Origin of the sequence: Aestuariimicrobium sp. p3-SID1156 (assembly GCF_025144225.1) — a bacterium.
In the GTDB taxonomy this organism is placed as follows: Bacteria; Actinomycetota; Actinomycetes; order Propionibacteriales; family Propionibacteriaceae; genus Aestuariimicrobium.
In genome coordinates, this window is sequence record NZ_JALXXB010000004.1 from 164,607 (window position 1) to 179,882 (window position 15,276).

Below are 15,276 nucleotides of genomic sequence, written 5' to 3' on the forward strand. Positions count from 1 at the left end.
GGTGTGACCCCACGAAGGTTCAACCGCAAGAGGCTCATGCCTGTGGATCGTGCTCAGACGGTGTGAGGCCGGCCTCCCGCAAGTAGGGCACGATCGCAGCGATCTCCTCATTCGACAGCGGAACATAGGGTGGGGCCGTGAGCGCACAATCGATCAGCCCGAGCAGTTTCAGTGCAGCCTTGAACGCTCCAAGGGCCGATGACCCCCGGCCCATGCGGTTTCCAGCCGCTACATTGACGAGCCCGAACATCCGAAACAGCCGCTCCTGTTCGGCGCGCGCCCTACCATAGTCGCCCTCCTGACAAGCTTCCCACAGGCGGACATAGCCTGCGGGATCGACGTTGCCGAGACCGGGAACGACTCCGCTGGCACCATACAGAAGGGCACCGTCCACTGTGAGCTCCGAGCCCGTGAGCAGGCTAACGTCATGCAGGTTCTTTTCTTGAGCGCCAAGAATCAGAGCACGAAGGCCGGCATCGCTGCCTGAGGAGTCCTTGACACCGGCGAGGATCCCTTCCTCCAGCAGCGGGAGGACTTCCACGGCATCGAGCTTTGTGCCGACGGATACCGGCAAATCGTACGCATAAACGGGCAGGTCACCGGCTGCTTCTTTGATCAGCTCATAGTGGCGGCGAATCTCGACGGGGTGAGTGCGCGTGTAGAAGGGGGCGGTGGCTACAATGCCTTGCGCCCCCAGGTCCTTCGCGCGTCGAATATGCTCGACCACCAGGAGTGTGGTCATATCGATGACACCTGCCACAACCGGCACACGGTCGGCTGCCCTTTCCACGATGGTGGCCACGACGGTGTCGCGGTGCTGATCGGTGAGGAACGCCGCCTCGCTGGTGGATCCGAGAGCGAACAGGCCATGGACGCCGCCATTGAGCAGATGATCGACCAGCCGACTTAGGCTGGATGTGTCGATCGACAACTCGGGAGTGAAGGGAGTCGAGACTGGGGGCACAACGCCACGGAGCGGGTGGAACATCAGACTCCTTCTGTGAAGAGGATCAGGACTCGTGGAGGATTAGATCGCTGGAATGCAGCACAAGCTCGCCGCGAACGCCAAACACCGTAGAGTCGCGACAGCGCAGAACGATGGTTACCTGCCGATCAGGGAGTCCCGCCGGCCAGTGGATGGGTAGGTCCTGCCAGCCGGAACCCGTCAGCGAGGAGCCGGTGGCGACCCGCTCACGAGTCAACAAGTCGATCACCTCGACATCGATCACGCCACCAGGATTTACATCCGCATGCAACTCCAGGTCCGGCCCCAAAACTCGAAACGGGCCGATACTAAGCGTTCCTTCAGAACCCGTAGGTTCGTATCCGGCCAAGCGATCGAGGTCGACTTCCGCACGTCCCAACGCGGTTTCGCGAAAGCCGGTGTGGCGCCCATTGCTGCCAAAATAGTACAGCCACCAGCGAGTCCCCACCTGGACCGGCGCTGCGGCGTACAGGCAAGCTGCGTCAAAGGCTCCATCGGGGTAGGCCCCCTCTCCCCGGGGCAGGAAGGGACGGTAGGCCATGGGGAACTGCCAGTGCCTCAGGTCTCGGGCGCACATCAAGCTAAGGTCAACAGTGTCCCAGTCCTCCCGGAGCCGATCACCATCGTGGTAGATCGAGCCGAATCCGATCCAGAGGTCATCCAGCCTCATCACCGGGAAGGAGTACAACTGGTGCCAAGCATCCACCCCGCGCGCGCAGGGTTCGGGCTCGGTCCAATGGATGAAATCCGTGCTCGTAGAAAGCGCCTGGACGCGCAGTGCGTCGACCCAGATTCGAGTGATCACCGCATAGCGTTGGAACTCTTCGTCCCAGAAAACGACATTGTGGGTGTCCGCCAAGGGGCGATGTTCGGGCCAAGGCACCAGCTCGCCGAAGTGCAATCCGTCTGCGGAATAGCCGGCCGCGAGGTGATGACCGCCGCCGGGGTGGTCGATACGGGTCACCACCTTGTATCGACGCGCGGGATCCGGGTCTCGCTCATCGAGCATCACCCCGGCGCCATGGGCATCCATGATGAGGATGTTGTTGTCTGTTGTGCCGTCAAGTTCCACGATGCCGAGGTTAGGTTTTTCCCATTTGATGCCGTCTGTCGATTCAGCGTAGGCGAGCGCCACACGGCGACCTACGGCGGGGACATAATCCATGTGGGCACGGTCAGCCAGAGGCGTTGCGGCTGAGACCTCATCCACCACGAATTCGGTGTAGTAGAGCCGATACACTCCAGCCCGCTGGTCGTGAATGACATTGGGATAGCCGTTGTCGATGCGAGGCTCGTATGGTCGGCTGGGGGTCGCGAACAGTTCCTCCTCAAGCAGCGGTGCCCGTTCATCCTTGCGCACTGGACCTGGCCGAAGGACCATGCCCGAGCACCAATGGTGGAGGATCGTTCCCGGGTCGAGGAAGCGGTAGGTGTTCATCATTGCCTCCTGAGCGGGCTCATGGCTGGGGGTTCGGGCAGGTGACATGCCACCTGGTGCAGATGGTCAGCGTCGCGCGCGGCTCTCAAGAGGGGTTCCTCGACACGGCACACTTCCATGACATAAGAGCAGCGGGTATGGAACGGGCATCCGCTCGGCTTGTTAATGGGGCTCGGAACATCGCCCCGCAGCACGATGCGTTCGCGCCGCGCGGTTTCGTCCATGGTTGGCACTGCCGAGATGAGCGCCTGCGTGTACGGATGCTCGGCGCGCTCATGCAGGGTGGCCGAATTGAGCACTTCCACTACCTTGCCGAGGTACATCACCATGGTGCGCCGGCTGATGTACTGCGCCACACCCACGTCGTGGGAGATGAAGAGGATGGATACGCGCGTCTCTCCTTGGACCGTACGAAGGATATTGACGACTTGGGCTTGAATCGAGACGTCGAGCGCGGACACGATCTCATCCGCGACGATCAGCTCCGGCCGTACCGACAGGCCTCTAGCGATCGAGAGCCGCTGTCGCTGCCCGCCAGAGAACTCGTGCGGGTAGCGCTGGAGGTACTCGGGGCGGATATTGACCATCTCGCAGACCTCGGTGATGCGGTCAGCACGTTGCTCCGATGAATCCATGCCGTGCACCGAGAGCAACTCCGCGATCGCGTCTCCCACTCGCTGGCGCGGGTTGAAGGACGTGTACGGATCCTGGAAAATCATCTGAACGCGCTGCCGAAAGGCAAACTCGTCACTCCCACTCGTTCTCGTGACGTCCTCGAGGCCCTGGCCTAAATCGTATTCGAGTACGCCAGAGGTCGGTCGCTCCAATCGAGCGAGCACCCGCCCAAGGGTGGTCTTGCCGCAGCCGGACTCGCCGAGGACCGCGACCGTCTCGCCACGGCCGATCTCGAGATCCACGCCGTCCACAGCTTTTACGTCACCTACATGGCGGCGCAAGACACCTCTACGAACAGGGAAGTACTTGGTCAGTTTACTGGCTCGATAGAGGGAGGCGATGGCTTCAGTGCCGGTCACGTGCGAGCCTCCTGACCGGAGGAGTCTTCGACTCTGGCGTCGTCCCTTCTGGAGCATTCCGACATCCCGTCCTCATCGAGCAGCACACAACGGGCCACATGTCCATCTGCGGCTTGTCGGAAGGCGATCTTGCCTGTCAGACATCTGTCCTGGACGTAGGGACAGCGACCAGCAAACTCGCAGCCGTCGGTCACCGACGCCGGTGAAGGCGTTTGTCCGGCGATCGTGCGCAGGGGGACGTTGGGGTCCATACCCATGAAGGGCACTGACTGAAGCAGGGCCTGTGTGTAAGGGTGCTGAGGATTCTTCAGCACCTGCTCGCGAGAGCCGTGTTCCACTACGCGGCCGAGGTACATGACCGCGACATCATCCGCGACCTCAGAGACCAGCCCCATGTTGTGGGTGATCAGAACGACCGTCTTGCCCGCCTCCTGCTGCAGCGTCTTGAGCAGTTCCATGATCTGGGCCTGAATCGTTACGTCCAGCGCCGTAGTCGGTTCATCCGCTATTAGTAGATCCGGGTCGCAGATCATCGCCATCGCAATCATCACGCGCTGCCGCATCCCGCCAGAGAACTCATGGGGATAGGCGTCAACGCGGCGTTCTGCGTCCGGGATACCTAGCCTGGAGAACATCTTGACCACTAACTCACGCGCCTCGCGGCGGGAGATCTTGCGGTGCTGATGCAGGTTCTCTGCAACTTGGCGCCCGACCTTGTGAGCTGGGTTCAACGAAGACATGGTGTCTTGGAAGATCATGCCGATCCGAGCGCCGCGGATCCCTCGGATCTGCGCCCCGTATCGCGACATCGAGCTGATCTCTTGGTCTCGACCATCGACGGTAAACAACACTCGTCCACCTGTGATCTCGCCATTTTCGGGTAGCAGCTGGACGACGCTGTGGACCGTCACCGATTTGCCACAGCCTGACTCTCCCACGATGCACAGGAAACTGCCGCGCTCAATGTCGAGACTTACCTGGCGCAGGATGTGCACCTCCCCCTCGGATGTTGTGAACTTCACATCAAGATCCTGAATCGAGAGGATCGGATCGGTCCCAAGCCGACTCATGACTCGACCCTCTTTCCGAGCAGATTGTCCCGAAGGATCTTGCGCACTGGGGTTCTACGCGTCTTGGGGTCAAGGACATCGCGCAGACCGTCACCGACAAAGTTGATTCCAGTGACGAAGATGATGATCGCGAGGGCTGGTGCGACCCACAGCCACCAGTAGGACTTCATCACCTCAGATGACTCGGCTGCCGAAAGTAAGTTACCCCACGTTGGGGTAGTCACGGGGACGCCTAAGCCGAGGAAGCTCAGACCCGCCTCAGCGATGATGTAGTGGGCGATGTTGATCGTGAATGCCACCACGATGGGGCTGAGAGCGTTCGGCAGCATGTGCTTGAACACGATCCGCGGTCGGGAGTACCCGAACGAGCGTGTGGCCTCGACGAAGGTCTCCTCGCGCAGGGACATGAACTCACTACGTACGAGTCTGAATGTCGTCATCCATCCGGAAAGCGCGAACACGAGCACCACATTGTTGACGCCTTGGCCGAGCAGGGACACGAAGATCATTACGAGGATCAGGTTCGGAAACGTCATCACGACCTCAGAGATGCGCATGAGAATGCCATCGATTGGACCGCGCATGTACCCCGCAATTGCACCCAATACCGTCCCGAGAAGAGTCTCGAGTAGTGAAGCAGCGACCCCGACGTAAATAGAGGTCCGAGCCCCGTGCAGCACGCGCGCGAACACATCTCGACCGAGTTGATCGGTACCCAGCCAATGGTCGGCGCTGGGTGGCTGTCGTGACTGAGCGGGATTCATTTGCGTCGGGCTGTAACCCGTGATTTGTTCAGCGAACACGGCAGCCAGGACCATCAGTACAATGACCGTCAGGCCAAGCATCGCGTTGCGATTGTGCAGGAACGACCTCGCATAGGCGTGGAGCGATGACTCTGGTTTGCGGAGGGCTTGTCGCCCTGCCTGCCGGGGAGTCGGAACAGGCTGTAGGGAAGAAGCGGCGTTGTGGGTGTGGGAGCTCATGCTAGTTCCTTAGCTCAGTCGCACGCGGGGATCGAGAATGGACTTGACGACGTCGATCAGGAAGCTGGCGAACAAGATCATGAGCGCAATAAGCATGCTGGTCACCATAATTACCGGATAGTCCGAACTCGATACCGCCGAGACCACGGTGTGTCCAATGCCGGGCCAACGAAAGATCGTTTCGATGAGCACCGATCCGCCGACCAGCAGAGGCAAACGGAAGGCCAGAATCACCATCACAGGTCCCAAGGAGTTCCGGAAGACGTGGCCATACAACACCTTCCATTCTGGGACGCCCTTGCTGCGCGCTGTTTTCACGAATTCCTTGCCCATGGTGTCGAGGACCGAGTTTCGGGTGTAACGGATTAGTACGGCAAGCATGCCGAAGGTAAGGGCGGCTACGGGTAGAACTAACTGTGGCAGACGATCCAGGAAAGTGATCTGGCCAGGAAGCATTCGGCCACCCGCGGGCAGCCAGCCGAGGCGGTACGAGAAAATTTGCAACAAGGCTATGCCAAAGAAGAAGTCCGGCACAGCAATGCCGATCACCGCGATCGTTCGCGCGAGCTTGTCAGCGATTCCGCCGGGCTTTGCGCCGGCGAAGAGTCCTAGACTCAGAGCGATAGTGGTGGAGAGTAGCATGGCCAGCCCCACCAGCTCAAGGGTCGCGGGCAACCGTAACGCAAGTATGTCCGAGATTCTCTGGCCCGAGGAAATGCTGTATCCAAAGTCACCGGTGACCATGTTGCCCAGCCAACGTAAGTACTGGATGGGCAAGGGGGCGTTGAGGCCCAGTGATTCACGCAGTCGTTCCAGGTTGGCCGGATCGTTGGCCGCATCCGGAGGCACCATGTACAGGATGGGATCCACGGGGGAAAGGCGGATCGCAAAGAAAATCAGCATGCTGATTAATAGGGCCATGGGCACGAGAATCAAAATCCGTCTAATGAGGAAGGTGATCACCGCTCACTCCGATCTGCATCAGATAGCAGGCTCACATCGCCGGCGCGGATCAACGAGCCGACCCGCGCCCCGAGGTCAGGACAACTTCCATTTTGCGAAGTTGTTGTCGTAGATATACAGCGGATTTCCAAACTTGGCGGTACCGTTGATGCGCTTGCTGACGAACACGTGTTGCTGCAAGCGATAAAGTGGCATTTTGAGCTGCTTGTCCTGCTCGAGTTTTTGCAACTCGCCTAGGATCTTCTGGCGTTCACCCTGATCTACCGTCTGGTTCAACTTGGCGTTAAGTGCGTCAAATTCTGGTTGCGCACCTATAATTTGCCCGAAGGTCGGATTGTTGGAGTACTCGGAGTACCACTCGCCGACACTAAAGGCCGATAGTCCCTTGAAAGCAATGTCATATTTGCGCGTGGAGTAGAGCTCCGAGGTTGCATCACCCTGGAACTTGAGCACCTCAACCTTCATGCCGAGCTCCATCAATTGCTGCGCGACAGCCGTCATGAAATTGATGGAGGTCTGGTCATCGTAATAGTAACGCAGGCGCAGTGTCCGATTCATGTCGACACCGGCCTCCTTAAGGAGTTCCTTGGCCCTGTTTTGGTCGAACGTGTACTGCTCGATTGTAGTGTCATGCCCTTCCATCCCCTCGGGAACACCAGAGGCGATTATCTTGCCAACATTCGGGTAAAGGCCACCTACCAAACTCTTCCAATCAATGCCGTACCGGAGGGCCTCGCGTGCCTTGACGTTTGTCATAGGGTTGGAGTTGTCAGAGAGGTTGAACACGAAATATCGGTAGAACAGTACGTCGACGGGGTTATCGGTGAACGTGTCGACTTCGGCCATCGCCTTGATGATCTCTGGATCGTTCGTCGCGAAGTAATCGAGCTTCCCGGATTTTGCATCGGATGCCGGGTCCGTGCTGCGAACTACGTTGATTTTTTGGATGCTCGGCTTGGCGCCCTCGTAGTTCTGGTTGGGGACCAAGGTGATGAAGTTACCCTGGCTCAGTTGTCCCACCTCGAAGGGGCCAGATGTGATCGGCTTCCTCCAATACGCGTCGGTGTCCATCTTCAACGGGTCGGACTTTTCAAGTGCGTGCCTTGGGAGAATCATGAATTGCGCCAGCACCGGCTTCAGGTCGCCAACGGGGTTGCTTAGAGCGATCGTCACCTTCTGTCCGTCGACCTTGACTCCGCTCAGATCGCTCGTCTTACCCCCGATGACCTCTTGGGCCCCCTCGATCTGCTTGAACGCCGTGACATAGATCGCGTTGGCCTTCGCGGCGCGCAAGATCGTCGATAGGGACCAGGCCACGTCGTCACCCGTGATGGGTTTGCCATCCGACCATTTGAGGCCATCCTTGAGCGTGACTGTGAAGGTCTTGCCGTCTTCGGCGAGCTCGGAGCTAGCAGCTAGATCGTCCTTGACATCAGTGAGGTTGGGTTCGGCGCGGAAGAGACCACGGAACATGACAGCTTGGGACAGGGCGCCCGAATTGAACCATGGGGTGCCGATCTGGTCGAGTGTGGCACCTTGGCCGAGGCTCTCGACGACATTGATGGTCGAGTTGTCCCCACCCGACTGCCCACCGTTGGCGCCGGTTGAGCCGGTGGTCTGGGAGTCAGGCTGAGCGCTGCAGCCGACGGATACAAGAGATAGCCCCATGAGGGCGGAGACACAAGTGCGGCGGGAGAACTGCATGGAAACTCCTGAGAGGGATCGGCGTTGATTCCTTGGACCATTCAGCGCTGATGGCCTCGTTCAATCAGGGAGCAGCGGCGCTGAAGCTCACCTTGAGTACAACAGATATGATCACCGTCGTCAAGGGGTAGAAGTCATACTATGTCTTGGTAGTCTGGGAGGGTGACGCTCACTCATAAGTCAAAACGTGATGATGCGGCGGCTTCTCTAATTCGCTACATACTGGACGAACGCCTACGCCCGGGAGATCCTCTTCCGTCCGAGGCGGAGTTGCTTGACCTGCTTCGCGCGGGACGCACGAGCCTGCGTGAGGCGATGCGCGAGCTGGAGGCGACCAGCATCGTCGAGGTGCGCCACGGGAGTGGGGCCTCGGTGGGACATTTGACCCTCCGGTCACTGCACACCGAGCTGCTCTTCCATGCCCGTCTGGCTGAGGACCCCGAAGATGGTCTCCGCCGAATCGTGGAGGTGCGTGAAGCGCTGGAGCTCGGACTCGTCACGGCACTGGCGGGCAACGGATGCAGGCCAGGACGGGTGAAGCTGATCGAGCTCTTGCAACAGATGGATGCTGAGGCCCGGAGCGGACATATCAATCTGGATACCGACCGCGCCTTCCATTTGGCCCTTTATGAGCCACTCGAGAACCCTGTGGTGATGGCAGTACTCAGCGCGTTGTGGGACACAATCAGCGAACTCATGCCCCCGGTGCAAGCCAACCGTCGCGCAGCAGAAGCCGTCGCAGATCGTCACCACTCCATCCTGCTCGCCGTCGAAGCCAGCGACCCGCGCGGCGCTCGGGCCGCCATGCAGATGCACTTCGACAACCTCCGAGACCGCCTCGGCATGTCTAGACCAGCGGCGGAGAACCCATGATCCGGGCCGTTGGAAGCGACATCGTGACGTGACCGCTACCCATCAGGTGGTCTGGGCGGAGGCGTTCTTACGCGCGCGTTGCGCTTGAGTCAATGACTGGGCGGTACTGCGTGGCGGCCACTTCCGTTTGGGTGTTTGCCCGGGTTCGGCGTGGTGGCGAGCGAGTCCGCCGCGCCACCGAGCTTCACCCAACGGCACAAAGGATTAGACCCCTTCCTGGCTAGATGCCGAACACCAAATCATGATCGGTGATGGGGATCACATAGCGTCTCACGCTGGGCTGCGCGACCCAGTCCAGGAGCTCGGCGTTGCGCGCGTCCTCAGCCATCCAGTAGCGCCACCACGATGTCGGCGGCGCGCTCGGAGACATTGCCCACCCGCTGCTCGTGCTCCTCGGCGGCCGCCGGACCGCAGAGGTCGCTGATCCCGCGCACGGAGACGAAACCGACGCCGTAGCTGTGGCACACCTGGGCGATCGCGGTCGACTCCATGTCCACAGCGATCACGTCGGGGAAGTTGGCCAGCACAGCGTCCAGCAGAGGCCCCTGCACGAAGACATCACCGGACGCGAAGGGGCCGGCGACCACGCCTTCTGCGCCCTGCACCGCACTGCGAGCGGCAGCATCGGAGCTGAAGCTGGCCGGCATGCCGGGAATCTGGCCCATGTCGTAGCCGAAGCCCACGGCGTCCGCGGTGGAGTAGCGGAGCGAGGTGGACACGGCGACGTCGCCGATGCCGACCTTGCCGCGAATGCCGCCCGCCGAGCCGACCGAAATGACCCAATCGGGCAGGTAGCGGTGCAGGGCCGCGACGGCAGCCGAGGCGGCGTTCACCGTGCCGATGCCGCTGTGGACCAGCACCACGTCATGGTCGCGCAGGGCGGCGGTGCGCATGAGGGCGCCGCCGACCTGGAAGGCCTCGCCCTGCTCCTCGGAGCGCTCGACGAAGGGCTCGATCTCCGGGGCCATCGCAGCGATGATGACCGCCTGGACCGGGATGCGTGGGTCGTCGGGTTCGGCATCCGTACCGAGGGGGGAGTGGTCGAGCTCAGGGTCGAGGTTCACGCCTGGTCCTGCTCCCACTCGCTGCGACGCTCGAGCATGGCGCGGGCCGCGGCCTGGGCTCCGGCCAGGTCATGGCTGGCAGCCCAACCGCACTGGGTTTCGTTGGCAGCCGGGACCTCGGTGGCGTCAGCGACGTCCTGCAGGGTGGTGGCCAGGGTGTCGAGGAAGGCAGGCATACCGCCCAGGGCGTCCTGGTTCACGACGGTGACGTAGAAGCCGGTCTGGCAACCCATCGGGCCGACGTCGATGACATTGTCGACGTGGTCGCGGATCTTCTCGGCCATGGTGTGCTCCAGGGAGTGCACCGTCGGCATCGGCAGGTGGTCACGGTTCGGCTGGCAGAAGCGGACGTCATACTTGGTGATGACGTCCCCGCCCGGCAGCGATTTGGTGTCAGCGACCCTCACGTACGGCGCGAGAACGGTGCGGTGATCGAGGTTGAAGCTCTCGACATTCATCTGGCCCATGGGTCAACGCTAGCTGCTGGAGCCAAGCACCTGCACCTGGGGCGGCCCTCGCGTCGAGGACCTGACGAGGGGAGTACTGCCCCATACATGGTGGGGAAGCTTCTCCCTGAGGCTGTGGCCCCGCACCCTGGAAGGTGACGGGGCCACGGCGGGAGTCGTCCGGACCGAGCCGATCAGCGGGACCCGGGGAGGGGACGTTCTCCTCAGCGAACAGGCTTGGCGTGCCAGATGCGATCCAGGTAGTCCTCGATCGAGCGGTCGGAGGAGAAGAAACCGCAGCGGGCCACGTTGAGGATGGCCTTCTCGGTCCAGCCGTCCTTGTCGGCGAAGGCCTTCTCCACCTCGGACTGGACGTCCATGTAGGACTGGTAGTCGGCAAGCGCCATGAACCGGTCGTTGTAGAGCAGGTCGGACACCAGGGGAGCAGCCGCCTCCTTGTCGCCACCGGTGAAGTGACCGCTGGCGAGCAGGTCGATGGCCCGCTTCAGCGACTCGTTCTCCTCGTAGACCTTGGAGGGCACGTAGCCCTTGGTCTGCAGCTCCGAGACCTCCGGTTCGGACATGCCAAAGAGGAAGAAGTTCTCATCGCCGACGAGCTCACGGATCTCGACGTTCGCGCCGTCATCGGTGCCGATGGTGAGCGCACCGTTGAGGGCGAACTTCATGTTGCCGGTACCGGACGCCTCCTTGCCCGCCAGCGAGATCTGCTCCGAAAGGTCCGCGGCCGGGATGAGCTTCTCGGCCAGAGTGACGTTGTAGTTCGCCGGGAAGGCGATCTTGAGCACGTCCTCGACGCGCTTGTCGGCATTGATGGTCTCGGCGACCTTGTTGATCAGGAAGATCGTCTCCTTGGCCATCCGGTAGCCGGGGGCGGCCTTGGCGCCGAAGATCACGGTGCGCGGGGTGATGTCGGCCGGCGACTTGTCCCCGGAGATGATCTGGTCGTAGAGGGTCACGACGTGCAGGAGCTTCAGCGACTGCCGCTTGTATTCGTGCAGGCGCTTGACCATGACGTCGAGCAGGTGGCCCTCGGGCAGGATGATGCCGTCACGCTTGGCGAGCAGGCGGATCAGGCGGGTCTTGTTCGCAGCCTTGGCGGCGGAGAACTCCTGGCGGAAGTCCTCGTCACCGGCGTAGGACTCCAGCTCGGCCAGACGGCTGAGGTTGGCCACCCAGCCCTTGCCGATGGTGGTCGTGATCAGCTGCGAGAGCGCCGGGTTCGAGATGCGTACGAAGCGACGCGGGGTGACACCGTTGGTCACATTGGTGAACTTCTCCGGCCACATCTCGCTGAAGTCCGGCAGGACCTTGTCGCGCAGCAGCTGGCTGTGCAGGGCAGCCACACCGTTGACCTTGGAACCGGCGATGGTGGCCAGGTAGGCCATGCGGACCGCACGCTCGGGGTGTTCGGCGATGATCGACATGCGACGTGCGCGCAGCTCGTCACCGGGGTAGGCGGCGCGGACCTCGGCCAGGAACTCATCATTGATGCGGTAGATGATCTCCAGGTGGCGCGGCAGCAGGCGTCCCATCAGCTCGGTGGACCAGACCTCGAGGGCCTCGGGCAGCAGAGTGTGACAGGTGTAGGCGAAGCAGTTGCGGGTGACCTCCCAGGCCTCGTCCCAGTCCATCTTCTCCTCATCGACCAGGATGCGCATCAGCTCGGGAATGCCGATCACCGGGTGGGTGTCGTTGAGCTGGAAGATGATGCGCTCGGGCAGCTTGCGCAGGTCGAAGTCGGGGCCGAGTGAGTCGATGAAGTCGCGCAGCGAGGCCGCCACGAAGAAGTACTGCTGCTGCAGGCGCAGCTCCTTGCCCTGGGGGGTGGAGTCCTCGGGGTAGAGCACCTTGGTGATGTTCTCGGCGAAGGTCTGGGCGCGCACGGCGTCGGCGTAGTCGCCGGAGTTGAAGATCTGCAGGTCGAAGGCGCGGGTCGCCGTCGCCGACCACAGGCGCAGGGTGTTCACCCTGTCGTTCTGGTAGCCGGGAACCATGTAGTTGTAGGGCACCGCCAGGACGTCCCAGCTCGGGAGCCAACGGGAGCGCTCCACGCCGTTGTCGTCATACTTCTCGGTGGTGCCGCCGAAGTTGACGGTGACCGAGGCCTCCGGGTGCGGGAACTCCCAGGGAGCGCCCAGGGAGAGCCAGTTGTCAGGCTGCTCGACCTGGCGTCCATCAACGAAGGTCTGGCGGAAGATGCCGTACTCGTAGCGGATGCCGTAGCCGATGCTCGGGATGCTGAGGGTGGCGAGGGAGTCGATGAAGCAGGCCGCCAGCCGTCCCAGACCGCCGTTGCCCAGGCCCGGCTCAACCTCCTGGGCGCGCAGGGTGGCCAGATCCAGACCACACTGGGCCATGGCCTCCTCGGCGATTTCGCTGAGACCGGTGGCGAGCAGGGCGTTGTTGAGCTGGCGGCCGAGCAGGTACTCGGCGGACAGGTAGCTAACGGTCTTGGCGCCGGCCTCGCGGTAGCGGGCACCCGACTGCAGCCAGGAGGCCATCATGTAGTGGCGCACGGTACGCGCCAGGGCCAGGTACTGGTCGTTGACGTTCGAGCGGCTCAGGGCGACGCCCTGGCCGTAGTTGAGCTCGCGGAGGAACTCCTTGACGAAGCCGTCAACGGTGTGGAGCGGGGACACCACCGGTCCCTTGGCCATCGGGTGGGAGACATCACCCCCGGGCCCGAGATCACCAACCTTGCGGACTGGAGACTCGTCGGCTGGGGCCTGGTCCTGCTTGGAGTAGATGGTCACAGTGGGCTTTCCTTCGCATCGAATCGGCGGGGCGAAGGTCCTGGAGCACGGTGCGCGCTCCGGTGGCACCGCCGCCCGTCCCGGTACCGCCCAGTTTTCCATGCGTTGAGACCTTCTGCCACCTGAACCGGTGCTCCGGTGTGTGGGGAACCCCGCAGGCCCGACCTTCGTGCCGGCGGCCGTAGGAGGCGGTCTTTTTGATTCCGGTGGGGGAGCCGTGATGGGGTGGAGCGGCGGTGCAGCGTGCCCCGCCCGTCCTGGTCGCTAATCAGCGGCTGTTCCTGCCCGAAACCCACCTAGGACTTCATGAACCACCAACTGAACAAGGTTTCCCCTCGAGTTTTCTGGCCCAGCGCCGGGATCATCGCGATCTTCGTTGCCGCGGCGCTGATCATCCCCGGCTCCCTGAAGCGGCTGCTGACAACCGTGAACGGCTCGGTCGTCAATGGGCTGGGCTGGTATTACGTGCTCATCGTGGTCGGATTCGTGGCGGTGGCGCTGTATGCCGCCTTCTCCCGCTACGGCGAGATCAAACTCGGGCGGGAGGAGGATGCACCCCGCTACTCCTTGTTCACGTGGTTCTCCATGCTCTTTGCCGCTGGCATGGGCATCGGCCTGGTTTTCTGGGGTGTCGCCGAGCCGCTCGTGCACTTCGCCTCCCCCCCTCCCGGCAGCCGGGCCCAGGACGCGCCCGGTCGCGCCCAGGAGGCGATGACGACCACCTTCCTGCACTGGGGGGTCCATGCGTGGGCGATTTACATCGTGATCGGCCTGGCCGTGGCCTTCGCCTCTCATCGCAAGGGTCGGCCCATGTCGATGCGCTGGATGCTGGAGCCCCTCTTCGGAGATCGGGTCAAGGGCGTCCTCGGCGACGTCATTGACATCACCGCGGTGGTGGGCACGCTCTTCGGTGTGGCCACGTCGCTCGGTTTCGGCGTGACCCAGTTCGCTGCCGGCCTCGAGCACCTGGGCGTCGTCAAGCAGTCGATCGGCCTGCTGGTAATCCTGGTCGCCGTCATCACGGCGATGGTCACCCTCTCGGTGAGTTCCGGCCTGGACCGCGGCATCAAGTGGCTGTCCAACAGCAACCTCGTGCTGGCCGGCATCCTGATGATCGCCGTGCTGCTGCTGGGCGAGCCCCTCTTTGTGCTGCGCGAGTTCGTCCAGTCGCTGGGCGAGTACATCCAGAACTTCATCCACCTCTCCTTCCGCACCATGCCCTATCGCGGTGAGGAGGGTGAGGCCTGGTTGGGCGGCTGGACCACCTACTACTGGGGTTGGTGGATGAGCTGGTCGCCCTTCGTCGGCGTCTTCATCGCCCGCATCTCCCGCGGTCGCACCGTGCGCGAATTCATCCTCGGCGTCATGCTCGTTCCCACACTGCTGACCTTCCTCTGGTTCTCGGTGCTGGGTGGCACTGCCCTGTGGCGAGAGGTCGGCGGTGGCGGCGGTCTTGTGGGCAAGGATGGGGAGGTCGACACCACGAGTGCCCTCTTCGACTTGCTGGCGACGCTGCCCGGCTCGACGGTGCTCATCGGCCTGTTCATGCTGCTGATCGTGGTCTTCTTCGTGACCTCCTCGGACTCTGCCTCCTTCGTGGTCGACATGATTGCCCACGGCGGCAACCCCAACCCGCCGCTGCGCTCGCGCGTCTTCTGGGCCGTGGCCCAGGGAACCATCGCGGCAGCCCTGCTGTGGGTCGGTTCGCGTCAGGGTGCGCTGACCGATGGCCTGAGCGCCCTGCAGACGATGGCGATCCTGGTCGCCGCGCCCTTCTCGGTGGTGATGGTGCTGACCAGCATCGCCACCATCAAGGCCCTCCACCAGGAGCACCGCCGGCGAGTGGCGGCCCAGGAGCGTGTCATCGCCGCCGAACTGGAGCGCCAGATCACCACTGTGGTGGAGGAGCAACTCGACGGGGCGACTACGGCCTCCCGCTGAG

General features: G+C 62.3%; 12 protein-coding genes. 2 read left to right on the forward strand and 10 right to left on the reverse strand.

All coding sequences use genetic code 11. The features are described from left to right. Positions 1 to 34: 34 nt before the first annotated feature. The 7 genes from M3G03_RS07155 to M3G03_RS07185 all read right to left on the reverse strand — a co-directional run bounded on the left by M3G03_RS07155 (position 35) and on the right by M3G03_RS07185 (position 8,177). The gene (locus M3G03_RS07155; protein ID WP_259809000.1) at positions 35 to 988 is read right to left on the reverse strand and encodes a dihydrodipicolinate synthase family protein; all 954 of its coding nucleotides are present in this window, start codon (positions 986 to 988) and stop codon (positions 35 to 37) included. Positions 989 to 1,010: 22 nt separating this feature from the next. Beyond that, positions 1,011 to 2,423, reverse strand: coding sequence for a hypothetical protein (locus M3G03_RS07160; protein WP_259809001.1), 1,413 nt, complete (start codon positions 2,421 to 2,423; stop codon positions 1,011 to 1,013). Further along, on the reverse strand, positions 2,423 to 3,457 hold the full coding sequence (locus M3G03_RS07165) for an ABC transporter ATP-binding protein (RefSeq protein WP_259809002.1): 1,035 nt from the start codon (positions 3,455 to 3,457) through the stop codon (positions 2,423 to 2,425). The genes M3G03_RS07160 and M3G03_RS07165 overlap by 1 nt, the downstream gene beginning before the upstream one ends. Next, complete coding sequence (locus M3G03_RS07170) at positions 3,454 to 4,527, reverse strand: ABC transporter ATP-binding protein (RefSeq protein WP_259809003.1); 1,074 nt, start codon at positions 4,525 to 4,527, stop codon at positions 3,454 to 3,456. Before M3G03_RS07170 ends, M3G03_RS07165 begins: the two co-directional genes overlap by 4 nt. Then, positions 4,524 to 5,510 carry an ABC transporter permease gene (locus M3G03_RS07175; RefSeq protein WP_259809004.1) on the reverse strand — a complete coding sequence of 329 codons (987 nt, stop codon included), beginning with the start codon at positions 5,508 to 5,510 and terminating at the stop codon, positions 4,524 to 4,526. The genes M3G03_RS07170 and M3G03_RS07175 overlap by 4 nt, the downstream gene beginning before the upstream one ends. Before the next feature lie 9 nt (positions 5,511 to 5,519). Continuing rightward, entirely contained in the window at positions 5,520 to 6,473 is a 954-nt protein-coding gene (locus M3G03_RS07180) for an ABC transporter permease (RefSeq protein ID WP_259809005.1), read from the reverse strand. 75 nt (positions 6,474 to 6,548) lie between these two features. Continuing rightward, complete coding sequence (locus M3G03_RS07185; RefSeq protein WP_259809006.1) at positions 6,549 to 8,177, reverse strand: ABC transporter substrate-binding protein; 1,629 nt, start codon at positions 8,175 to 8,177, stop codon at positions 6,549 to 6,551. Between the two features lie 162 nt (positions 8,178 to 8,339). On the opposite strand from M3G03_RS07185, the gene M3G03_RS07190 reads away from it, so the two are divergent. Beyond that, a complete protein-coding gene (locus M3G03_RS07190) occupies positions 8,340 to 9,050 on the forward strand; it encodes a FadR/GntR family transcriptional regulator (RefSeq protein WP_259809007.1) in 711 nt (236 codons plus the stop codon). 320 nt (positions 9,051 to 9,370) lie between these two features. Here M3G03_RS07190 and mtnN read toward each other — a convergent pair whose 3' ends face one another. The 3 genes from mtnN to M3G03_RS07205 form a co-directional block, all read right to left on the reverse strand. After that, complete coding sequence (mtnN, locus tag M3G03_RS07195; protein WP_259809008.1) at positions 9,371 to 10,114, reverse strand: 5'-methylthioadenosine/S-adenosylhomocysteine nucleosidase; 744 nt, start codon at positions 10,112 to 10,114, stop codon at positions 9,371 to 9,373. Beyond that, positions 10,111 to 10,581: an S-ribosylhomocysteine lyase gene (locus tag M3G03_RS07200; RefSeq protein ID WP_259809009.1), complete on the reverse strand. Its 471-nt coding sequence runs from the start codon at positions 10,579 to 10,581 to the stop codon at positions 10,111 to 10,113. Before M3G03_RS07200 ends, mtnN begins: the two co-directional genes overlap by 4 nt. Before the next feature lie 203 nt (positions 10,582 to 10,784). Then, positions 10,785 to 13,334, reverse strand: coding sequence for a glycogen/starch/alpha-glucan phosphorylase (locus M3G03_RS07205; RefSeq protein ID WP_259809010.1), 2,550 nt, complete (start codon positions 13,332 to 13,334; stop codon positions 10,785 to 10,787). Positions 13,335 to 13,640: 306 nt separating this feature from the next. Here M3G03_RS07205 and M3G03_RS07210 point away from each other — a divergent pair, with 306 nt between their 5' ends. Next, a complete protein-coding gene (locus M3G03_RS07210) occupies positions 13,641 to 15,275 on the forward strand; it encodes a BCCT family transporter (protein ID WP_259809011.1) in 1,635 nt (544 codons plus the stop codon). Position 15,276 lies beyond the last annotated feature (1 nt).